The following is a 20,734-nucleotide window of genomic DNA, read 5'->3' on the forward strand; positions in this document are numbered from 1 at the left end:
TGATCTCGGCCCCGGCCACCGACGAGGACATCACCGTCGTCTACGGCGTCAACCACGACAAGCTGACCGCCGAGCACCGGATCGTCTCGAACGCGTCCTGCACCACCAACTGCTTGGCCCCGGTGGCCTTCGTGCTGAACAACCTCGTCGGCATCGAAAAGGGCTTCATGACGACGATCCACTCCTACACGGGTGACCAGCGGATCGTCGACACCAACCACAAGGACCTGCACCGCGCCCGCGCCGCAGCCCTGAACATGATCCCGACCTCGACCGGTGCGGCCAAGGCCGTCGGCAAGGTCCTGCCGGAGCTGAAGGGCAAGCTGGACGGCACCGCCATGCGCGTGCCCACCCCGAACGTGTCGGTCGTCGACTTCAAGTTCACGTCCAAGCGCGCCACCTCGGTCGAAGAAATCACCAAGGCGATCTCCGATGCCGCCAACGGCCCGCTGAAGGGCGTGCTGGAGGCCTACACCGAGGATCTGGTCTCGACCGACTTCAACCATGATCCGCACAGCTCGATCTTCGCGCTGAACGAGACCAAGGTCATCGACGGCAACTTCGTCCGCATCATGACCTGGTACGACAACGAGTGGGGCTTCTCGAACCGCATGAGCGACACCGCCGTCGCCATGGCGAACGCCAAGTAAGCCTCGCTTCGGCAAGAAAAAGGCGCCTTCCGCAAGGAAGGCGCCTTTTCTGTTTGAGATGCAAAGCCCTCAGGCCGCCCGCACCGTCGCCAGGAAGTCACCGACCTGCGCGTTCAGTCCGGCGGCCTCGCTGGTCAGCTTGCCGAGCGCGTCGACCAGTTCGCGGGCGGTGCGGCCGCTCTCGTCCGACGCGGCGGTGACGCCGGAGATGCTGGTCGACACCTCGCCGGTGCCGGCGGCGGCCTGCTGAACCGAGCGGGTGATCTCCGCGGTTGCGGCGTTCTGCTGCTCGACCGCGGCGGAAATCGCCGTGGCGATGCCGCTCAGCCGCTCGATCACCGCCGCCACCTTCTGGATCTCCGTCACCGCCTGACCGGTCACCGTCTGGATGCCGCTCATCTGGCCGCCGATCTCGTCGGTGGCCTTGGCCGTCTGGTTGGCCAGCGCCTTCACCTCGCTCGCGACCACGGCGAAGCCCTTGCCGGCCTCCCCTGCCCGCGCCGCCTCGATGGTGGCGTTGAGCGCCAGCAGGTTGGTCTGGCCGGCGATGGAGTTGATCAGCCCGACCACGGTGCCGATCCGGCCGACCGCCTCGGCCAGGCTGCTGATTCGGCCGGTGGCCTCCTGCGCCATGCCGACCGCCTCGCCGGCGACGCGGCTGGCTTCCGACACCTGACGGCCGATCTCGACGATGGAGCCGGTCAGTTCTTCCGACGCGGCGGCGACGGTCTGCACATTGGCGGCGGTGCCGTCGCTGGCGCTGGCGACGATGCCGGCCAGCTGGTTGGTCTGCTCCGCCGCCTGCGACATCGCCCGCACCTTCTGCCCCAGCGCGTCGGTGGTGGTGGAGACGGAGCGGATCATGCCGCCCACCGTGCCTTCGAATTTTGCGGCCAGCCGGTCCATCGACTGACGCTTTTCCTCCTCGGCCCGGCGGGCGGCTTCGGCCTGTTCGGCCTCCAGCCGGCGGCTGGCCTCGGCATTGACCCGGAACACCTGGACCGCACGGCCCATGTCGCCCAGCTCGTCGCCGCTCCCCGTCTCCGGCACGGTGACGGAGAGGTTGCCGTCGGCGAGCGCCCGCATGGCATCGGACAGGCGGCGGATGCGCCGGCTGATCGAGTTGCCGACCAGTGCGATCAGCCCCACCACCGGCAGGGCAAGCCCGACGACGATGGCCGCCATGGTCCACAGGCTGCTGGCGAAACGGGTGTCCAGATCGTCGATGTAGACGCCGGTGCCGATCAGCAGTTGCCAGGGTTCGAACATCTTGACGTAGCTGAGCTTGGGCAGCGGCACTTCGCTGTTCGGCTTGGGATACATGTACTCCACGAACCCATCGCCCTTGGTCCGTGCGGTATCGACCAGCGACCGGACGAAATAAACGCCGTTGGCATCCTTGTTGTCGCGCTGGTCTTTGCCGATGACGTCGGGCCGGACCGGGTGTATGACAGTTTGATAATTCAGGTTTTGGACAAAGATATAGTCTTTGCCGTTGTAGAACATGGTGTTCAGGTTGGCTTTGAACCGCTCGAAAGCCTGTTCGCGCGTCAGGTGCCCCGCCTTGACTTCGGTTTCGTATCCAGCTGCCAATCCGTGAGCGGTCTGCACGACAGAGCGCAAGGTCTCCTTGCGCTCGTCCAGCATGTTCCGCTGGTCAAGCCAGAGAGCGGCGGCGGCCATCGCGATGGACACAACGCCAGCCAGCACGACCAAAGCCGACAGCTTGGCCCGCAGGGTCAGTTTCAGTGCGCTCATAGGCTATCCCCCCGTCGTTATGGAGGGGACAGAGCAAGGACGGTGCCAACCCGCAAAACGGGATGGAGCCTTGGGGCTGCCACGAAAAGGCGAAGGCGCGCCGGGGCAATCCGCCATCCGTGCGAATTGCGGCAAGCAAGCTGCTTCGCATTTTGCGAAAAGTCAGCCGGCCTTGACGTCGGTGACCCCGGCGGCGCGGCCCAGGCACTCGGCGATCCAGGCGGACAGGCTCTTGCCCTCCCGCGCGGCGCAGTCGGCGATGGCGCGGTGCAGGATCGGGTTGATGCGGATGGCGAGGCGTCCGGAGAAGGGCTGTTCGCCGTCGCCGCCCATATCGCAGGACAGATCGAGATAATCGTCCACCGCCCGCCGGAAAGACTCCCGAAGCTCGTCCACAGACCGGCCGGAAAAGGTGATGCCGTCGTGGGTGTTGATGACTTCGCCGACGAAGACGCCCGCTTCGTTGTCGAAGTCGATCTGGGCCTTGTAACCCTTGTATTCCATCATCGCGGCATTCCCGGGAGAGGTATTCCAATGAAACGGGCGCCGGCGCTCCGGCCCCCACCCTCTGTGACTGACCATACTCCGGGAGGGCGACCGCAGGGTTTGACCTGCCTCAATTCTCTCAACCGGCCAGGAGACGACTGCGGGCCGGCTGCGGAGTTTGAGCCATCCGGCAGGCCCGGCTACAGTGGCCGCTTGGCCCCTTCCCCGTTGGCGCCCCCCATGACCGCAACACCGCCCGTCCATCCGGTTCCGGCCCGGCCCATCCTGATCCGCAGCCTCGGCGACGCGCTGGCCGCGGCGCGGGCGGCCGAGCCGGCCGGCACCGGCCTGACCCTGATGGCGCCGCCGGCGGGGGGAGCGCTCTGGCTGCTCGGCGTGCTGGAGCGGGTGCGCCGCTCCCACCCCGGACTGGCATCGACCGGCCTGCTCGACTGCGGCGACCGGGCCGGCGAGGCGCAGGGGGCGCTGGCGGCCGGCGTGCCGGCCTTGCTGTTCACCGGCCATCCGCAGGCGGCGGACCGCCTGGCGGCAATCGCCGCGGCCCATGGCGCCACCCTGCTGACCCGATGCCCGCCGCTGCTCGACCTCGCCGCCGAAAGTCGGGGAAGCGACCGCGCCGAAAGGCTGGAGGCCCTATGCCGTGACTGGCTGGCGCGGGCCGAAGGATAGGGCCCGACTACCGCTTTTTCGCACAGCCTCTCCGCGCAAAGGTGGTGTAACGTCACCTTAGGATATTTTTGTGACACGCCGCCCTCCCTCCGATGCCGGATGACCAGCCCATGAGCATCACCTCCCTAACCACGCCGGATCAGGCGATTGCGCAACCCCACCGTCCGGGGCAGGCCGGCGGCGGCCGGCACTCCGAACGGATGGGACACAGGCCGGCACCCGGGCCGGAGAAGATGCGCGGCCTCAGGCTGGTCGCCGTCTGGGTCGGGCTGACCGTGGGGTCCTGGGCGGTGCTCGGCGGGGCCGGATACGGGCTCTACACGCTGGCGGGAACCCTTCTGCCCTAACCCCTTCGGACGGGCTCAGGTCCCCCGCAAGGGCCCTCCCCGACCGCAGGCCCTAGGCCGTTCAGGCGTGGCAAATGGCCGCTTTATGCCCCTCCCGCCGTTGCAAAGCGGCCCAATACGGGCTAAGACGGCGCCATTTCCAAGAATGCCTCAGGGGAAGAGCCACAATGAAGCTCACGCGCCGCGTCAAAGACATTCTCGCCAACTACGAGAGCGACAATCCCGGCACCAAGGCGAACCTCGCCCGCATCCTGATGGAAGGCAAGCTCGGCGGTACGGGCAAGCTGGTGATCCTGCCGGTCGACCAGGGCTTCGAGCACGGGCCCGCCCGCAGCTTCGGCCCGAACGATGCCGGCTATGACCCACACTACCATTACCAGCTGGCCATCGACGCGGGCTGCAACGCCTACGCCGCTCCCCTGGGCTCGCTGGAAGCCGGCGCCGGCACCTTCGCCGGCTCGATCCCGCTGATCCTGAAGATGAACAGCGCCAACTCGCTGTCCACCCAGAAGGAAGCCGCCGACCAGGCCGTGACCGCCTCGGTCCAGGACGCCCTGCGCATCGGCGCGTCGGCCATCGGCTTCACCATCTATCCCGGCTCCGACTGCATGTACGACCAGTACGAGGAGTTCCGCGAGCTGTCGAAGGAGGCCAAGTCCTACGGCCTCGCCACCGTGCTGTGGTCCTACCCGCGCGGCGGCGCCGTCACCAAGGACGGCGAGCTGGCCATCGATGTGATCGGCTATGCCGCCCACATGGCCGCTCTGCTGGGCGCCCACATCATCAAGGTCAAGCTGCCGTCGGCCACGCTGGAGCAGCCGGAAGCCAAGAAGATCTACGAGTCGAAGAACATCCCCATCGCCACCCAGGCGGAGCGGGTGAAGCACATCATGCAGTGCGCCTTCAACGGCCGCCGCATCGTGGTCTTCTCCGGCGGCGCCACCAAGGGCGAGGATGCGGTGTTCGAGGACGCCCGCGCCATCCGTGACGGCGGCGGCAACGGCTCGATCATCGGCCGCAACGCCTTCCAGCGCCCGCGCGAGGATGCCCTCAAGCTGCTCGACCGGATCATGAAGATCTACCAGGGCCGGGAGTAACACTTGGCCAAGGGAAAGCCGACGCAGGCGGAACCTGCCTGCCGACTGTACCTCGTGACGCCGCCGGCCCTGGAGCCGGCGGCGTTCGCGCCGATTCTGGCGGAAGCGCTGGATGCGGGCGACGTCGCCTGCGTCCAGCTTCGCTTGAAGGACTGCTCAGAGGACGACATCCGCCGCGCCTGCGACGTGCTGCGCCCCATCGTGCAGGAGCGTGACGTCGCCTTCATCCTGAACGACCATCCGCGCCTGGCGCGGGAGGCCGGCTGCGACGGCGTCCATGTCGGCCAGACCGACACGCCCTATCGCGACGCCCGCAAGATCATGGGCAACGACGCCATCGTCGGCGTCACCTGCCACGACAGCCGCCATCTCGCCATGATCGCCGGCGAGGAAGGGGCGGACTATGTCGCCTTCGGCGCCTTCTTCCCCACCGCCACCAAGACGGCCGAATACAAGGCCGAGCCGGATCTCCTGAGCTGGTGGTCGGAGTTGATGGAGGTTCCCTGTGTCGCCATCGGCGGCATCACCGCCGAGAATTGCGCGCCGCTGGTCACCGCGGGCGCCGATTTCCTGGCCGTGGTCAATGCCGTCTGGGGCCATCCCCAGGGTCCGGGCGCCGGGGTCCGGGCACTGAACGCCGCCATCGAGGCTGCACTGGCCGGTCCGGCCGGCTGACATCGGGAGGCCGGCCGGCTGTGTGTGTACCGGCCATGCTGAAACACAGCATGCAGGCTCCGCCGAATCATAGTATGCCGGCTCCGCCGATTTACGGACAGGCCGGCTCCGCCGGCGGTGCATCTACGCAGGTTTCCGCACAATCATGGACCTTCTGACGCCCGAGTCGCTGGGCATCCTGTTCGCCGTCGGCCTGCTGGCCGGCTTCGTCGATTCGATTGCCGGCGGCGGCGGCCTGCTGACCATCCCCGCCCTGCTGGCCGCCGGCCTGTCCCCGGCCGAGGCGCTGGCGACCGGCAAACTGCAATCCAGCTTCGGATCGCTGTCCGCCACCATCAAGTTCGTCCGCCGCGGCGAGGTCCATCCGGCGTCGATGCGGACAATGATCCTCTGCACCTTCGTTGGCGCCGGCGCCGGCGCCACGCTGGTGCAGATGCTCGACCCCAGCTTCCTGCGCGACGTCATCCCGATCCTGCTGATCGGCATCGCCCTCTATCTGCTGCTGTCGCCCAAGGCCGGCGACGTGGATGCCCACCAGCGCATCGGCGAGCATGCCTTCGCGCTCAGCATCGGCACCGGCATCGGCTTCTACGATGGTTTCTTCGGGCCGGGCACCGGCACCTTCTTCGCCATCGCCTTCGTCTCGCTGCTTGGCTACAACCTGCGCAAGGCGACCGCCCACACCAAGGTGCTGAACCTGACCAGCAACCTCGCGTCGCTGCTGTTCTTCATCGCCGGCGGGCATGTGCTGTGGACGGTCGGGCTGGTGATGGGCGTCGCGCAGTATATCGGCGCCCAGGCCGGCGCCCACATGGTGATCCGCAACGGCGCCCGAGTCGTGCGCCCGATGCTGGTCGTCGCCTCCATCGTCATCACCGCCAAGCTGGTCTGGACCGACGAGCACAACATCCTGCGCGAGCTGTTCAGCGCCGCAGCCGCCTGGGTCGCCTGACCATCGCCTGACCCAACGCCCGACGGGCGGACTCCACCGCTCCTTGCGTCTGCATATCTCCACCGACAGTCGACAATCTTGCGAACGCCGCCGTAGGGGTTAGCCCCATCCGGCGGCGTTCGCGCATGCACGCCCGTCTTTTCCCCTTCCGATTTCCGTCAGGCTCCGCAAAGCTGTTCGTGCGGCCAACAAAAAGTGGTGGGACACCCTTTACGTAAGCGTCAGTTCGTGTATCATTGCGTCAATAACACAATTGGGGGAAGGAACGAATGTCTCCGACGACGCTCAAGACACGCCTGCTGACCGCCGCCGCCGCCATTGCGGTCACCGCGGCGACCGCCTCCACGGCCTTCGCCGCCGGCTTTGCGTTGAAGGAGCAGAGCGTATCGGGCCAGGGCACCGCCTATGCCGGCGTGACCGCCGGCGGCAACGGCGACGCCAGCTCGATGTTCTACAATCCGGCGACCATGGGGCTGGTGACCGGGATCGAGGCGGTGCAGACCGCCACCGGCGTCATCGTGAAGTCGAAGGTCGACAGCGCCAGCGCCAACCGCGCCCGGCGGCTGGGCGGCACCTCGATCGGCGGCAACGCCTCGCCCGGCGACATCGCCCAGGATGCCATCGTCCCGGCCGGCTACTTCGTCTATTCGATCGATGACGACCTGAAGGTCGGCATCTCGGCCAACGGCCCCTGGGGCTTGGTCACCGATTACGGCGACAGCTGGATCGGCCGCTATCACGGCATCCGTTCCGACCTGCGCACCTACAATTTCTCGCCGTCGGTGTCCTACCGCATCAACCCGATGATCACGCTGGGCGGCGGCGTCCAGGTCCAATATGCGAAGGCCAAGCTGTCGCAGTCGTCCGACTTCGGCGCCAGCCGCCTCGGCCGTCCCGGTTCGCTCGACGTGAAAAGCGATATGACCGGCGACGACTGGGGCTGGGGCTTCACCCTCGGCGCCCTGATCGAGCCGGTGAAGGGAACCCGCGTCGGCCTTGCCTACCGCTCGGCGGTGAAGCACACGCTGACCGGCACCATCTCCTTCACCGGCCTGCCGTCGTCGCTTGCCGGCGCCCTCCCCGCCCAGAGCATCAACGCCGACCTGACCACGCCGGACATCGCCTCAATCGGCCTGTACCACGAGGTCAACGACCGCTGGGCGGTGATGGCCGACGTGCAATGGACCAACTGGTCGCGCTTCCGCGAACTGCGCGTCAACGTCGCCAACCCGGCGCTCAACTCCGTGACGGAAGAGCACTGGAAGGACAGCTGGTATTATGCGCTCGGCACCTCCTACAAGGTGACCGACAAGCTGACGTTGCGCGCCGGCGCCGCCTTCGACAAGGGTTCGGTCGACGTCGAGTACCGCACGCCGCGCATTCCGGAGCAGAATCGCTACTGGCTGTCGGCCGGTGCCGGCTATCAGCTCACCGACAATCTGCGTGTCGATGCCGCCTACTCGCACGTCTTCATTCCGAAGACCTCGGTCGCCCTCACCGACGACCTGACCGGCCCCGAAGCCGGCCGCGGCAACCTGAACGTCGATTACAAAAGCAGCATCGACCTGATCGGCCTGCAGGCGAAGTTCACGTTCTAAGAACGCTTGCCCTCTCCCGCCCAACAGCCAATCCCTTCTCTCCCCTGGGGAGAAGGTTAGGATGAGGGGGTTCGGCGCAGCCGAAGAGATCATGCCGCGCGTCCCCCTCTCCCCGCCCCTCTCCCCAGGGGGGAGAGGGGGATTCTCCTCTCACACCCCGGCGACCGGCAGCCACAGCACCTGCTCGATGCTCTCGGCGCCGCTGCACAGCATCGCCAGCCGGTCGAAGCCCATGGCGATCCCGCTGCTCTGCGGCATGCCATGTTCCAGCGCCGCCAGGAAATCCTCGTCCACCGGGAAGCGCTCGCCATAGAGCCGTTCCTTCAGCGCCATGTCCGCCTCGAAGCGGGCGCGCTGCACCGCCGGATCGGTCAATTCCCCGAAGGCGTTCGCCAGTTCCAGCCCGCAGGCATACAGCTCGAAGCGCTCCGCCAGCCGCGGGTCCTCCGGCTTGGGCCGCGACAGCGCCGCCATGCACAGCGGATAGTCGGTCAGCACGCAGGGCACGCCCTCGCCCAGATGCGGCTCGATCCGGTCGAACATGATACGGAAGACGATGTCCTCCCAACGGTCGCCCTCATGCGGCGCGATGCCGATGCGCGCCGCCTCCGCCGCCAGGGCGGCCGGGTCGGGATCGTGGCTGCCGTCATAGGTCGCCATCAGGTCGATGCCGGCATACTCGTGAAACGCCTCGGGCACGGTCAGGATACGCCACGGCGCGAAGGGATCGCAGGTCATGCCGCGGAAGTCGAAGCGACGCCGCCCGCCGGCCTCGGCCCCGGCGCACAGCAGCTCCCGGCAATCGTCGATCAGCGTGCGATAGCCCTCGCCCGCGCGATACCATTCCAGCATCGAGAATTCCGGCGCGTGCGTGCCCGACCGTTCGCCGTTGCGGTAGACATGCGCCAGCTGCCACAGCCGCGGCAGGCCCGCGACCAGCAGCTTCTTCATGGCGAATTCCGGGCTGGTGTGCAGGTAGAGCGGCCGGCTGTCGTCGGGGTGCGATCCCCGCAATTCGGTGGCGAAGGCCTGGAGATGCGGCTCCATCCCCGGCGACACCTGAAGGGCCGGCGTGTCGACCTCGATGAAGGCCAGCTCCTCGAACACGCGGCGGACGGCGTTCAGCACCCGGCCGCGCGCCGCCAGATAGGGGCGGCGGCGGGCCAGCGCCTCGGGATGCCAGGGGGGGAGTTCGGCGGATGGGATGGAGGCGGACATGTCGGCGCGCTCTTGATGGACAATCGAAAGGGGTGCGGCCGCATCAGAGCATCCACGGCCGGCGTACTCAAGCCGGCTCGGGATTGGTCACAGCCGCTGCCTGTGATAAACTCCGCCCATCGCCGCCAAACCGCGGGGGCAAACCGCAGGGCCGGGCCGCAGGGTCGCGACGGATGGAACACTGAACAGGGTCGGCAAAAGCGTTTCAAACGTTCCAAACGTCGCAGTGCTGGAGCCGTTCTAAACCCGGCGGGCCGGTTTGGCGAAGAATCGCCCGTCAATTGGCCGGATTGCGCGCGGTTATCGTTCCGCGCCGTTGCCTACGGGCGGTCAAGCTGGTAGGGTCCGCGCCGCCCATATTTCCGGAAGTCATGAGTAAGCCATGAAGGTCAATGCCAACACGATGCGCCCCGGCCATGTGCTGGAGCACAACGGTAAGCTCTGGGTCATCACCAAAACCGCCATCGTGCAGCCTGGCAAGGGCGGCGCCTTCATCCAGCTGGAAATGAAGGACGTTCGCACCGGCAACAAGTCGATCGAGCGGTTCCGCACCCAGGAGACCGTTGAGCGCGCTCGCCTGGACGAGCATGAGATGACCTTCCTCTTCGCCGAAGGTGACAGCTTCACCTTCATGGACAAGGAAAGCTTCGAGCAGGTCTCCATCCCGCGCGACATCATCGGCGAACCGGCCGTCTTCCTCCAGGACGGCATGGAAGTCACCGTGCAGAGCCACGAAGGCTCGCCGCTGGGCGTCGAGATCCCCGGCAAGGTCACGCTCCTGATCACCGAGTCCGACCCGGTGGTGAAGGGGCAGACGGCCTCTTCGTCCTACAAGCCGGCCAAGCTGGAGAACGGCGTGTCGATCCTGGTTCCGCCGCACATCGAGGCCGGGACCCGCGTCGTCGTCGATACCGCCAGCGGCGAATACGTCGAGCGCGCCAAGGACTGATCCTTTCCAAGGTCCGTCCTGCCATCACCGGTCTTCGCCATGCGCGGAGGCCGGTGTATTGTTTTCTGGTTCCTGCTGCACGAAACGGTACACCAACACCCATGGCCACCCGCTCCGCTCTCATCAACGTCATGGTCCGCGCCGCCGAAAAGGCCGCGCGCGGTCTCGTCCGCGACTTCGGCGAGGTCGAACACCTCCAGGTGTCGCGCAAGGGGCCCGCGGACTTCGTGTCCGCCGCCGACCTGAAGGCCGAACGCACCCTGCGCGAGGAATTGCAGAAGGCGCGGCCCGAATTCGGCTTCCTGATGGAGGAGAGCGGCGCGTCCAAGGGCAGCGATGCCGAGGCCCGCTGGATCGTCGATCCGCTCGACGGCACCACCAACTTCCTGCATGGCCTGCCGCACTGGGCGATCTCCATCGGTGCCGAGCGCAACGGCGAGATCGTCGCCGGCGTGATCTATGCTCCCATCATTGACGAGCTGTTCTGGACCGAGAAGGGTGCCGGCGCCTACGTCAACCACACCCGCCTGCGCGTGTCCGAACGCCGCAAGCTGGAGGATTGCGTGATCGCCACCGGCATCCCGTTCAAGGGCCGCGGCGACCACGGCACCTTCCTGAAGGAACAGGAAGCGGTGATGAAGGAGGTCGCGGGCATCCGCCGCTTCGGCGCCGCCTCGCTCGACCTCGCCTACACCGCCGCCGGCCGATTCGACGCCTATTGGGAACGCGGCCTGGCTCCCTGGGACTGCGCGGCCGGCGTGCTGATGGTCACCGAGGCCGGCGGTTTCGTCGGCGAGATCGAGGGCGGCCGCAACCCGGTCTTCACCGGCAACGTGCTCGCCGCCAACAGCCACCTCCAGGTCCCGGTCGCCCGCCTGCTGAAGGGCGCCAAGGGCTGACCCCCGGCCCGCCCGTCCGCCGCCCTCCCGAACGGAGACGGCGGATGAGCGGTTGTGGCTGGAGCGATCGATAGGCTATGGTTTGCGGGACAAAGGTTTAACGGGACACATCGTTTTGCGCCGCTGGGGACACGCCGACCGCAAGCACCTTGCCGCCGCCGCTCTGTGCGCGGTCTGGACGCTCTCTCCGGCTGCCCTGTCGGCGGCTGCCCCGGCCATCAATGCCGCCGCGACGCCCGCCGGCCTGACGCTGGAGAATGCGGTTCCCCTGTCGATCCCGCCGCGCCCCAGCCTGCGCACGCCGCCGCCGGTCAAGGCGCCGCCCCGCCTCACCTTGCCGCAGCCGCTCGAAGCTCCGCCGCCGCCGGCTTTGACCGAAGGTCCGGCCCAGCAGACCCCACGCTCCACCACCGCCAAGACCCAGCCGCCAGCCACGGCTCCCGCCCAGCCGCAGCAGCCCGCTGCGCAGGCGACGCCCGCCGCCCCGGCACCCGTCACTCCGGCACCCGCTGCACCGCGGACCGACACGGCCGCACTACCCCCTCCCCCGGAGGCGGCACCTCCTGCGGCTAGCCTGCCACCTTCGAGCGTTTTGAGCCTTGTCTTCGCGGCCGATGCCACCAATCTGCCGGATGCGGCGGACGCCGTGGTCGACCGGATCGTTGAGCGGTTGCGTGCCAGCGACACCGCAAGGCTCCAGCTTCGCTCCTACGCCAGCGGCACGCCGGATACGGCGCGCGAGGCGCGGCAGCGGGCGCTGGCCCGGGCGCTGGCATTGCGCGAGCGGCTGACCGCTTTCGGGATCCGCAGCACCCGCGTCGATGTCCGTGCGTTGGGCCTGGACGAGGGCGGTGGGGTTCCCGACCGCATCGACGCCGTCTTTCTGAACGAGTAGCAGCGCCCACACCGTGCGCGAGGTCTGATCGGAATACCCCTTCGGAGCATCATGACCGCCATAATCCCGACGACCCGACCGCAGGAGGTATCCGCCCTCATGACACGCCCGGAGCGGTTCCTGACCCGGATGATCCTGTTCCTGGTCGTGGTCTGCGCGGTGACCGGCCTGCTGTTCCCCGCCTTGCGCTCGGCCTTCCTCAACAACGCACCGCTGAATGGCGTCATCCTGGCGACCTTGCTGGCCGGCATCGCCTTCATCTTCCGGCAGGTCCTGATGCTCCGCCCCGAAGTGGCGTGGCTGGAGCAGTACCAGAGCGGCGTCGCCCCGGCCTCCCTGCAGGAGCCGGTGCTGCTGGCGCCGATGGCGCGCATGCTGGGCGAGCGGCGCGGCCGGCTGACCCTGTCGGCCCTGTCGATGCGCTCGATGCTGGACGGCATCGCGTCGCGCCTCGACGAATCGCGGGAGCTGTCGCGCTATCTGATCGGCCTGCTGATCTTCCTCGGCCTGCTCGGCACCTTCTGGGGGCTGCTGCACACCGTGCAGTCGGTCGGCGGCGTCATCGGCAGCCTGTCGGTGCAGGGCGGCGACGTCGGCAGCATGTTCTCCCGGCTGCAACAGGGGCTGGAAGCGCCGCTGGTCGGCATGGGCACCGCCTTCTCCTCCTCGCTGTTCGGTCTGGCCGGATCGCTGGTGCTGGGTTTCCTCGAACTCCAGGCCAGCCAGGCCCACAACCGCTTCTTCCAGGATCTGGAGGACTGGCTGTCCAGCGCCACCCGCCTGTCGAGCGGGGCTGCCGGCGGGCTCGAGTCGGGTGACCACGCCGCATCGGCCTATCTGACCGCCCTGCTGGAGCAGACCGCCGAGAACCTCGATTCGCTCCAGCGCACCGTCGCCACCGCCGAAGAGGGTCGCCGCGCCGCCAACGCCAACCTGATGGCGCTGACCGAGCGGCTGTCCAGCCTGACCGACCATATGCGGGCCGAGCAGCAGCTTCTCCTGCGCCTTGGCGAGAACCAGCTGGAGGTGAAAGGGCTGCTCGACCGGCTGGCGGAGAATTCCGGCGCAGGCTTCGACGACGCCTCGCGCCAGCATCTGCGCAACATGGACATCTACCTCGCCCGCATCGTCGAGGAATCCTCCAACGGCCGGGTCCAGGCGGTGCAGGAGATCCGCAGCGAGATCAAGCTGCTGGCCCGCACCATCGCCGCACTCGCCGAAGAAGCCGACCAGCAGCCGCGCTGATACCCAGACCACCATAGGCCAACGCCGGGAGTTCCCATGGCCAGCATCAGCCGCCGCAACGGCCACCGCGACGCCAGCGCATGGCCCGGCTGGGTCGACGCCCTGTCGTCGCTGGTGATGGTCGTCATCTTCCTGCTGATGGTCTTCGTCGTGGCGCAGTTCTATCTCGCCACCGCCCTGACCGGCCGTGACGAGCAGCTGACCGCGCTCAACCACAAGATCGCGGAGATGAACGACCTGCTGGCGATGGAGCGCGACGCCAACGCCGACCTGCGCGTCAATATCACCCAGCTGTCGACCGAGCTTCAGACCTCGGTCACAACCCGCGACGACATGACCCTGAAGCTGAGCCAGGTTCAGGAGGACCGCGACCGCACCGCCCGCACGCTGGAGGAACTCCAGCGCAATGTCCGCGTCGACCGCGAATCGCTCGACTTGAAGCTGAAGGAGATCCTCAGCCTCCAGGCCGACATCAAGGCCCTGCGCGACGCCCGGCAGAAGCTGGAGGGCGAGCTGGCCGCCGCCATGGCCGCGACCAAGCTGACCGAACAGCAGCGCCAAGCCCTGCTGGCCGAACTCGGCACCACCCGCGACCGGGCCAAGGCCCTGGAATCGGAACTGGCGTCGGCCACCGAGAAGACGATGCTGGCGCAGAAGGAGATCGACCAGCGTGACATCCGCCTGAAGGGGCTGGAGTCGCAGCTGGCCGGCAGCCGTACCCAGGCCCAGAAGGATCTGGATCAGCGTGACCTGCGCATCCGCGACCTGATGGCTTCCCTGACCGGCGAGCAGGCGGAAGGCACCAAGAGCAAGCAGCAGATCGACCTGCTGAACCAGCAGCTTCTGGCGCTCCGCGACCAGCTCGCCCGCATCGGGGCGGCGCTGGAGACGTCGGAGAAGGCGTCGGCGGAGCAGAAGGTGCAGATCGCCGAACTGGGCGCCCGGCTCAATCAGGCGCTCGCCGCCAAGGTCCAGGACCTCGCCCGCTACAAGTCGGAGTTCTTCGGCCGCGTCCGCGAGGCGCTGGGCAGCCGGCCGGACGTGCGGATCGTCGGTGACCGCTTCGTCTTCCAGTCGGAACTGCTGTTCCCGTCCGGATCGGCCACGCTGGAGGAGGCCGGCAAGCAGCGCTTGGCTGATCTCGCCCGCACCCTGATCGAGATCGGCAAGGCGATCCCCTCCGACATCAACTGGGTCCTGCGAGTGGATGGACATACCGACATCAAGCCGGTGCGTTTCCAGTTCGCCTCCAACTGGGAACTGTCTTCGGCCCGCGCGCTGTCGGTGGTCAAGTTCCTGATCGACCAGGGCATCCCGGCGGAGCGGCTGGCTGCCGCCGCCTTCGGCGAGTTCCAGCCCATCGACCCCGGCACCTCGGACGAGGCGCTGGCGAAGAATCGCCGCATCGAGATCAAGCTGGACCAGCGCTAGAAAAATTGAAAAAGCACATTCATTAATTTACCTATCGAGATTATTGAGGATGAGAAGATGAAGAAGATTACTATTGCAGCAATTTTCTTTTCGGCGATGTCTCTTTGGTTGGCATGGTCATTTCTTAGATTGATCCTTCCTTATTTTTCAAGTTTCGTAGATTGGAAAATCGACAAACTTGGTCAATGGGGAGATAGTTTCGGCGCTCTTAATACACTCTTCTCAGGATTCGGATTTTCTGCTGTTTTAATAACCCTCATCCTCCAACAAAATCAGAACAAAATCAGCAGAGACGAACAACACAAACAAAGATTTGATGCGTCTTATTTTCAGTTACTCACCTTTCTGAGAGAGAGTCGAGAAGAAGTTAATTTCCGCTTTAGTGATCAATACAAAGCTAAAAGCAGGAATTTCAACAATTTAACCCAAACTGGTCATTCCGCCTTTAAAGCGGCTTGGGACGAATCATCATATTGGCTTGAGAGAAAATTAGAATCAGAGTGGAGCAAAGAATATGCAGGACAAATATATTACGCGCACGTTCACAAACACTATGAGAATAATTTCGGGCCCTACTTCCGCCTGATATACACAATCTTATCCAAGATCAAAAACGACAGCGTCTTGTCCATTGATGATAAGATATTTTACTCAAATTTACTGAGAAGTCAGCTTACCAGCTACGAGCTAGCGCTAATTGGGCTTAACGCCTTAACTCCTGTTTCAAAAGATTTTCAAGATCTGATTACGGAATTTAGAATGCTAAAGTATCTACCGGAACACAGCAGACGAAAGCGGATATTACTGAAGTTTTTTGATATGCGCGCGTTTCAAGGGCGAGATGAATAAATTAAATAAATTTCTTCAACTGCCATTGTATAGTTAGCTCTGCCACTCCTCCCGCAGGATGGCGTAGAGGACATGGTCGCGCCATGCGCCGTCGATGCGCAGGTAACCGCGGGCATAGCCTTCGTGGGAAAAGCCGACCTTTTCCAGCAGACCGCGGCTCGGCAGGTTGGTGGGCAGGCAGGCGGCCTCGACCCGGTGCAGGCCGAGCTGGCCGAAGGCGAATTCCAGGGCCAGCCGGGTGCCGCCGGAGACATAGCCGTTGCGGGCGTAGGGCTGCCCGGCCCAATAGCCGAGCGTCCCCATCTGCGCCACGCCGCGGCGGATGTTGGTGAGGCCGAGCCCACCGACCAGCGCGTCGGTCCCCCGGTCGAAGATCAGGAAGCTGTAGCCGAGATCGTCCCGCCATTCCTGCGCCTGCCGCCGCAGCCGCCGGGCGAAGGCGGTGCGCGTCAGGGCATCGGCCGGCCAGGTGGGTTCCCACGGCGTCAGGAATCCGCGCGAGGTCGCTCGAAGATCGGCCCACTCCCGCCAGTCGCGCGGCAAGGGCGGCCGGATGTAGCAATGCGGTCCGTCGAGCCGGATCGCGGGAGGGCTGATGAAGCCGCTGCCGAGAAGGCGGATCATTGAGCGATCACCCTTCCTCTCCCGCCTTCTCTCAGGAGAAGAGGGATCCGCATCCCGGTCCATCCACGCAGTGCATCCCCCTCACCCCGTCCCTCTCCCCGCTTTCGGCGGACCGGAGGTCCGCCTGCCGCGTCAGCGCAAACTCCGTTTGCGCGTGAGCGGGGGGGAGAGGGGGAAAACTGCGGGGGGAGAGGAGTGGCCGCCACCGTCTTCATCGTCAGGCGAGACGCTCCGCGATGCGGTCGTAGCTTTCCAGCTTGGCGATGGGACCGAGAGCGGCGACGGTCGGACGGCTGGCGCGCAGGCGGGATGCCGCCTTGACCACGGACTCGCGGTCGACGCCATCGATCTTCGCCACGATCTCTTCCACCGGAACCGGGCGGTCGTAGATCAGGACCTGCTGGCCCAACTGCTCGCAGCGCGACATGGTGCTTTCCAGCGCCATCAGCGTGCCGGCCTTCAACTGGGCGCGGGCGCGGGCGACCTCGTCCTCGGTGACGTCGGCGCCGACCTTGGCGATCTCGTCGCAGACGACGGGGACCAGTTCCGCCACCTCGTCCTCGCCGGTGCCGGCATAGACGCCGAACAGGCCGCCGTCATGGTAGCCGCCGGTGAAGGTGTAGATGGAATAGACCAGCCCGCGCTTCTCCCGCACCTCCTGGAACAGGCGCGACGACATGCCGCCGCCGAGCAGGGTCGAGAGGACCGAATGGGCGTAGAAGTCCGGATCGTGCACCCCAACCCCGTCGAAGCCGAGCACGAGGTGCATCTGCTCCAGGTCGCGGTCCTCGCGGAAGTCACCGCCGGTGTAGCGGGCGGTTTCCGGCTTGGGCGGAGCGCCGCTCGGCAGGTCGCCAAACGCCTTGAACGCGAGGTCAACCATCCGGTCATGCTCGATCCGGCCGGCGGCGCTCAGCACCATGCCGGGGGCACCGTAATGGCCGGCTATGTAGTCGACCAGCGCCTCGCGCGGCAGAGATCCTACGATCTCGGCCGAGCCCAGCACCGGACGGCCGATGGCCTGCCCCGGATAGGCGGTGGACTGGAAATGGTCGAAGATGATGTCGTCGGGCGTGTCGGCGCTCTGGCCGATCTCCTGCAACACCACCGTGCGCTCGCGCACCAGCTCCTCGGCGTCCAGCGTGGAGTGCTGGATCATGTCGGACAGGATGTCGAGCGCCAGCGGCGCATCCTCGTGCAGGACCTTGGCGTAATAGGCGGTCTGCTCGCGGGTGGTGTAGGCGTTCAGCTGCCCGCCGACATTCTCGATCTCCTCGGAGATGCGGAAGGCCGAACGGCGGCTGGTGCCCTTGAACAGCATATGCTCGACGAGATGGGCGACGCCGTTGACGCTCGCCGCCTCGTTGCGGGTGCCAACCCCGACCCAGCAGCCGAGCGAAACGGACTGCACGTCGGGCATGGTGTCGGTCGCGACGCGAAGCCCGTTGGGCAACGTCGTCACACGAATGGAACTCATGCGGCCTCCTGGGCGGCGCGGGCGCGCTTGGTGACGAAGTCCTGGACCGCCGCCAGATCGTTCGGCAGGTCGGACAGGCGCTCCTCGCGCACATAAAGATCGGACAGGCGCGGCGGCAGGTCCGGCCGGCGGCCGGTCGCCTTTTCCACCGCGTCGGGGAACTTGGCGGGATGGGCGGTGGCGAGAACCACCATGGGAACGGACGGATCGACCCGGCCGGCGGCAACCGCCGCCTTCGCCGCCCCGATGCCGACCGCCGTGTGCGGGTCGAGCAGATAGAGGCTGTCCTTCCACACCTCGGCGATGGTCGCCATGGTGGCGGCCTCGTCCACCCGGTGGCCGGAGAAGATGGCCAGCGCGCGGGCGAGCTGCGCGTCGGTCACCGCGAACTTGCCCTCGGTGCGGAAGCGGTTCAGCGCGTCCGTCACGGCGGTGCCGTCGCGGTCGAGCAGGTCGAACAGCAGCCGTTCGAAGTTGGAAGAGATCTGGATGTCCATGCTGGGAGACAAGGTAGGCACGACGGGCGCCGCGACCATGCTCCCACTGGCGAAAAAGCGCGCCAGGATGTCGTTGCTGTTGGATCCCACCACCAGCGTCTCCATCGGCAGCCCCATGGAGCGGGCGCCGTAGGCGGCATAGACGTTGCCGAAATTGCCGGTCGGCACGGTGAAGGCGAGCTTGCGGTCCGGGGCGCCCAGCGCCACCGCAGCAGTGAAGTAATAGACGATCTGGGCCATGATGCGGGCCCAGTTGATCGAGTTCACCGCCGACAGCCCCATCCGGTCGCGGAAGGCGCCGTCGTTGAACATCGCCTTCACGAGATCCTGGCAATCGTCGAAGGTGCCGTCCAGCGCGATGTTGTGGACGTTGGACGACAGCACGCTGGTCATCTGCCGGCGCTGCACCTCTGACGTGCGGCCCTTGGGATGCAGGATGAAGATGTCGACGTTCTGGCGGTCGCGGCAGGCCTCGATGGCGGCCGATCCGGTGTCGCCGGAGGTGGCGCCGACGATGGTCACCCGCTGCCCGCGCTTGGTCAGCACATGGTCGAACAGGCGGCCGAGCAGTTGCAGCGCCACGTCCTTGAATGCCAGCGTCGGGCCGTGGAACAGCTCCAGCACCCAGGTGGTCGGGTCGACCTGCACCAGCGGGGTCACCGCGGCATGGTCGAAGCTGGCATAGGCGTCACGGACGATGGCGCGGAACTCGTCCTCGGCGATGGAGCCGCCCAGGAAGGGCAGCATCACCCGGACGGCGATCTCGCTGTAGGGCAGCCCGCGCATGGCGCGGATGTCGTCGGCCGTGAACTGCGGCCAGGTCTCCGGCACATAGAGGCCGCCGTCGCGCGCCAGCCCGGCAAGAAGGACGTCTTCGAAACCCAAGACCGGGGCCGCGCCCCGCGTGCTGACGTACCGCACCGCTTACACTCCGTCCGATGAAGTGGGCATAGTTAGCGAGGACCCCGCCCGCACGCAAGCGGTGCGGGACGCACGGCGCATATTCCATCCGGTTGGGACGGCTCCACGGCCTTGGGTGGAACGCCTGAAACACCATGAAACGGTTTTTCGGGGTGTGTTCACTGTTCAATCCGGGCCGGAGCCACTCACGCGGCCTCCCCCACCGCCTCGTCGGCGCCCTCGTCCGCACCGCGGCGGCGCACCAGCGAGGCGGCACGTTCCAGCACCTCCGGACCGGCGCCGGGGCGGTGGGCGTTCTCGGCGATGTGGCGGCGGTAGGCGCGGGCGCCGGGCAGCCCCTGGAACAGGCCCAGCATGTGGCGGGTGATGGAGGACAGCGGCGTGCCGCGCGTCATGCGCGCCTCGATGTAGGGCAGCATCGCCGCGATCACCGCATGGCGGTCGGGTCCGGGCTCCCCGCCCATCAGGCGGCGGTCGGCATCGGCCAGCAGATAGGGCGTCTCGTAGGCGGCGCGACCGATCATCACGCTGTCGAGCAGACCCAGATGTTCCTCGGCCTCGTCCAGCGTCTTGATTCCGCCGTTGATGGCGATGGTGAGGTGCGGATTCTCCGCCTTCAACCGGTGGACGAGGTCGTAGCGCAGCGGCGGGATGTCCCGGTTCTCCTTGGGGCTGAGGCCCTTCAGCCAGGCCTTGCGGGCATGGACGATGAAGTGGGTGCAGCCGGCGGCGGAGACGGTGCGGATGAAGTGGTCGAGCGTCGGCCACTCCTCCATCTCGTCGATGGCGATGCGCGACTTGACGGTGACGGGGATCGACACCGCCTCGCGCATGGCGCCGACCAGCCGCGCCACCAGTTCGGGCTCCGCCATCAGGCAGGCACCGAAGCGGCCGGACTGCACACGGTCGCTAGGGCAGCCGACGTTCAGGTTGACCTCGTCATAGCCCCAGTCCTCGGCGATGCGGGCGCAGGCGGCAAGGTCGGCCGGATCGGAGCCGCCGAGTTGAAGGGCCACCGGATGTTCCGCCGCATCGAAGCCCAGCAGCCGCTCGCGGTCGCCATGCAGCACGGCGCCCGTGGTCACCATCTCGGTGTAGAGCAGGGTCGAACGCGACAGCAGACGGTGGAAGTACCGGCAATGCCGGTCGGTCCAGTCCATCATCGGGGCGACGCTGAGGGGGATGGCGGGGGTGACGAGGTTCGGAGCGGTCATCGCGGTCAGCTCTGCTGCGGCCGGAAAAATCAGGATGGGCGAAACGGCGTCGGCGGGCAATCGCCGGGCGCAAATTCCGCCAAAAGCAAAAGGCCCGGCGATAAAGCCGGGCCTTCCAAACTTGTCGCGCACCTTGGAGAAGATGGCGTCCCCGACGGGAGTCGAACCCGTGTCGCCGCCGTGAAAGGGCGGTGTCCTAGGCCTCTAGACGACGGGGACGTCGTTCGCGGTGACGCGCTTTCTAAAGATCGGAGCCGCTGAG

At 66.5% G+C, this 20,734-nt stretch carries 20 protein-coding genes and 1 tRNA gene; 13 read left to right on the plus strand and 8 right to left on the minus strand.

What is annotated here, in order from left to right; genetic code table 11:
• Positions 1-650: type I glyceraldehyde-3-phosphate dehydrogenase (locus CRT60_RS30900; protein ID WP_143273444.1), on the plus strand; the 650-nt coding region annotated here is incomplete at its 5' end.
• A gap of 69 nt (positions 651-719) precedes the next feature.
• Here CRT60_RS30900 and CRT60_RS30905 read toward each other — a convergent pair.
• Positions 720-2,408, minus strand: coding sequence for a methyl-accepting chemotaxis protein (locus tag CRT60_RS30905; RefSeq protein WP_167421837.1), 1,689 nt, complete (start codon positions 2,406-2,408; stop codon positions 720-722).
• Between the two features lie 162 nt (positions 2,409-2,570).
• Positions 2,571-2,915 (minus strand): type II toxin-antitoxin system HicB family antitoxin, encoded by a 345-nt coding sequence (locus tag CRT60_RS30910; RefSeq protein WP_098740256.1) that lies wholly within the window; start codon positions 2,913-2,915, stop codon positions 2,571-2,573.
• Between the two features lie 219 nt (positions 2,916-3,134).
• Here CRT60_RS30910 and CRT60_RS30915 point away from each other — a divergent pair, with 219 nt between their 5' ends.
• From CRT60_RS30915 to CRT60_RS30940, 6 genes are all read left to right on the plus strand, one after another.
• On the plus strand, positions 3,135-3,584 hold the full coding sequence (locus tag CRT60_RS30915; RefSeq protein WP_098740257.1) for a hypothetical protein: 450 nt from the start codon (positions 3,135-3,137) through the stop codon (positions 3,582-3,584).
• 110 nt (positions 3,585-3,694) lie between these two features.
• Entirely contained in the window at positions 3,695-3,931 is a 237-nt protein-coding gene (locus CRT60_RS30920) for a hypothetical protein (protein WP_244592856.1), read from the plus strand.
• Positions 3,932-4,098: 167 nt separating this feature from the next.
• Positions 4,099-5,028, plus strand: coding sequence for a class I fructose-bisphosphate aldolase (locus tag CRT60_RS30925; RefSeq protein WP_098740259.1), 930 nt, complete (start codon positions 4,099-4,101; stop codon positions 5,026-5,028).
• Positions 5,029-5,031: 3 nt separating this feature from the next.
• The gene (gene thiE, locus CRT60_RS30930) at positions 5,032-5,703 is read left to right on the plus strand and encodes a thiamine phosphate synthase (protein ID WP_098740260.1); all 672 of its coding nucleotides are present in this window, start codon (positions 5,032-5,034) and stop codon (positions 5,701-5,703) included.
• Positions 5,704-5,848: 145 nt separating this feature from the next.
• Positions 5,849-6,655, plus strand: coding sequence for a TSUP family transporter (locus tag CRT60_RS30935; RefSeq protein ID WP_098740261.1), 807 nt, complete (start codon positions 5,849-5,851; stop codon positions 6,653-6,655).
• Between the two features lie 269 nt (positions 6,656-6,924).
• Complete coding sequence (locus tag CRT60_RS30940; protein ID WP_098740262.1) at positions 6,925-8,253, plus strand: OmpP1/FadL family transporter; 1,329 nt, start codon at positions 6,925-6,927, stop codon at positions 8,251-8,253.
• Positions 8,254-8,403: 150 nt separating this feature from the next.
• On the opposite strand, the gene epmA is transcribed toward CRT60_RS30940, so the two are convergent.
• Positions 8,404-9,471: an EF-P lysine aminoacylase EpmA gene (gene epmA / locus CRT60_RS30945; RefSeq protein WP_098740263.1), complete on the minus strand. Its 1,068-nt coding sequence runs from the start codon at positions 9,469-9,471 to the stop codon at positions 8,404-8,406.
• Positions 9,472-9,853: 382 nt separating this feature from the next.
• On the opposite strand from epmA, the gene efp reads away from it, so the two are divergent.
• The 6 genes from efp (at position 9,854) to CRT60_RS30975 (ending at position 15,739) form a co-directional block, all read left to right on the plus strand.
• Complete coding sequence (efp, locus tag CRT60_RS30950; protein ID WP_098740264.1) at positions 9,854-10,420, plus strand: elongation factor P; 567 nt, start codon at positions 9,854-9,856, stop codon at positions 10,418-10,420.
• Positions 10,421-10,521: 101 nt separating this feature from the next.
• Positions 10,522-11,319 carry an inositol monophosphatase family protein gene (locus CRT60_RS30955; protein ID WP_098740265.1) on the plus strand — a complete coding sequence of 266 codons (798 nt, stop codon included), beginning with the start codon at positions 10,522-10,524 and terminating at the stop codon, positions 11,317-11,319.
• A 115-nt stretch (positions 11,320-11,434) separates the two neighbouring features.
• Positions 11,435-12,214 carry an OmpA family protein gene (locus CRT60_RS30960; protein ID WP_098740266.1) on the plus strand — a complete coding sequence of 260 codons (780 nt, stop codon included), beginning with the start codon at positions 11,435-11,437 and terminating at the stop codon, positions 12,212-12,214.
• Positions 12,215-12,265: 51 nt separating this feature from the next.
• Positions 12,266-13,459, plus strand: a complete 1,194-nt coding sequence (locus tag CRT60_RS30965) for a DNA repair protein RecN (RefSeq protein ID WP_098740267.1) — start codon at positions 12,266-12,268, stop codon at positions 13,457-13,459.
• Positions 13,460-13,495: 36 nt separating this feature from the next.
• Entirely contained in the window at positions 13,496-14,890 is a 1,395-nt protein-coding gene (locus CRT60_RS30970; protein WP_098740268.1) for a peptidoglycan -binding protein, read from the plus strand.
• Between the two features lie 57 nt (positions 14,891-14,947).
• Positions 14,948-15,739 (plus strand): putative phage abortive infection protein, encoded by a 792-nt coding sequence (locus tag CRT60_RS30975; protein WP_098740269.1) that lies wholly within the window; start codon positions 14,948-14,950, stop codon positions 15,737-15,739.
• A 33-nt stretch (positions 15,740-15,772) separates the two neighbouring features.
• Here CRT60_RS30975 and CRT60_RS30980 read toward each other — a convergent pair whose 3' ends face one another.
• The 5 genes from CRT60_RS30980 to CRT60_RS31005 form a co-directional block, all read right to left on the minus strand.
• Positions 15,773-16,363 carry a GNAT family N-acetyltransferase gene (locus CRT60_RS30980; RefSeq protein WP_098740270.1) on the minus strand — a complete coding sequence of 197 codons (591 nt, stop codon included), beginning with the start codon at positions 16,361-16,363 and terminating at the stop codon, positions 15,773-15,775.
• A 217-nt stretch (positions 16,364-16,580) separates the two neighbouring features.
• Positions 16,581-17,840, minus strand: coding sequence for a M16 family metallopeptidase (locus tag CRT60_RS30990; RefSeq protein ID WP_098740271.1), 1,260 nt, complete (start codon positions 17,838-17,840; stop codon positions 16,581-16,583).
• Positions 17,837-19,258 (minus strand): threonine synthase, encoded by a 1,422-nt coding sequence (gene thrC / locus CRT60_RS30995; RefSeq protein ID WP_098740272.1) that lies wholly within the window; start codon positions 19,256-19,258, stop codon positions 17,837-17,839. The genes CRT60_RS30990 and thrC overlap by 4 nt, the downstream gene beginning before the upstream one ends.
• A 185-nt stretch (positions 19,259-19,443) precedes the next feature.
• The gene (gene dusA / locus CRT60_RS31000) at positions 19,444-20,472 is read right to left on the minus strand and encodes a tRNA dihydrouridine(20/20a) synthase DusA (protein WP_098741114.1); all 1,029 of its coding nucleotides are present in this window, start codon (positions 20,470-20,472) and stop codon (positions 19,444-19,446) included.
• Positions 20,473-20,615: 143 nt separating this feature from the next.
• Positions 20,616-20,691 (minus strand) — tRNA-Glu (locus tag CRT60_RS31005).
• Positions 20,692-20,734 lie beyond the last annotated feature (43 nt).

The organism is Azospirillum palustre, from assembly GCF_002573965.1.
Taxonomy (GTDB): Bacteria; Pseudomonadota; Alphaproteobacteria; order Azospirillales; family Azospirillaceae; genus Azospirillum; species Azospirillum palustre.

Bases quoted from the DNA above. Each gene is read 5' to 3' on its own strand.
- CRT60_RS30905 (WP_167421837.1), bottom strand. From the start codon at position 2,408: ATGAGCGCACTGAAACTGACCCTGCGGGCCAAGCTGTCGGCTTTGGTC.
- CRT60_RS30910 (WP_098740256.1), bottom strand. From the start codon at position 2,915: ATGATGGAATACAAGGGTTACAAGGCCCAGATCGACTTCGACAACGAA.
- CRT60_RS30915 (WP_098740257.1), top strand. From the start codon at position 3,135: ATGACCGCAACACCGCCCGTCCATCCGGTTCCGGCCCGGCCCATCCTG.
- CRT60_RS30920 (WP_244592856.1), top strand. From the start codon at position 3,695: ATGAGCATCACCTCCCTAACCACGCCGGATCAGGCGATTGCGCAACCC.
- CRT60_RS30925 (WP_098740259.1), top strand. From the start codon at position 4,099: ATGAAGCTCACGCGCCGCGTCAAAGACATTCTCGCCAACTACGAGAGC.
- CRT60_RS30935 (WP_098740261.1), top strand. From the start codon at position 5,849: ATGGACCTTCTGACGCCCGAGTCGCTGGGCATCCTGTTCGCCGTCGGC.
- CRT60_RS30940 (WP_098740262.1), top strand. From the start codon at position 6,925: ATGTCTCCGACGACGCTCAAGACACGCCTGCTGACCGCCGCCGCCGCC.
- epmA (WP_098740263.1), bottom strand. From the start codon at position 9,471: ATGTCCGCCTCCATCCCATCCGCCGAACTCCCCCCCTGGCATCCCGAG.
- efp (WP_098740264.1), top strand. From the start codon at position 9,854: ATGAAGGTCAATGCCAACACGATGCGCCCCGGCCATGTGCTGGAGCAC.
- CRT60_RS30955 (WP_098740265.1), top strand. From the start codon at position 10,522: ATGGCCACCCGCTCCGCTCTCATCAACGTCATGGTCCGCGCCGCCGAA.
- CRT60_RS30965 (WP_098740267.1), top strand. From the start codon at position 12,266: ATGACCGCCATAATCCCGACGACCCGACCGCAGGAGGTATCCGCCCTC.
- CRT60_RS30970 (WP_098740268.1), top strand. From the start codon at position 13,496: ATGGCCAGCATCAGCCGCCGCAACGGCCACCGCGACGCCAGCGCATGG.
- CRT60_RS30975 (WP_098740269.1), top strand. From the start codon at position 14,948: ATGAAGAAGATTACTATTGCAGCAATTTTCTTTTCGGCGATGTCTCTT.
- CRT60_RS30980 (WP_098740270.1), bottom strand. From the start codon at position 16,363: ATGATCCGCCTTCTCGGCAGCGGCTTCATCAGCCCTCCCGCGATCCGG.
- CRT60_RS30990 (WP_098740271.1), bottom strand. From the start codon at position 17,840: ATGAGTTCCATTCGTGTGACGACGTTGCCCAACGGGCTTCGCGTCGCG.
- dusA (WP_098741114.1), bottom strand. From the start codon at position 20,472: ATGACCGCTCCGAACCTCGTCACCCCCGCCATCCCCCTCAGCGTCGCC.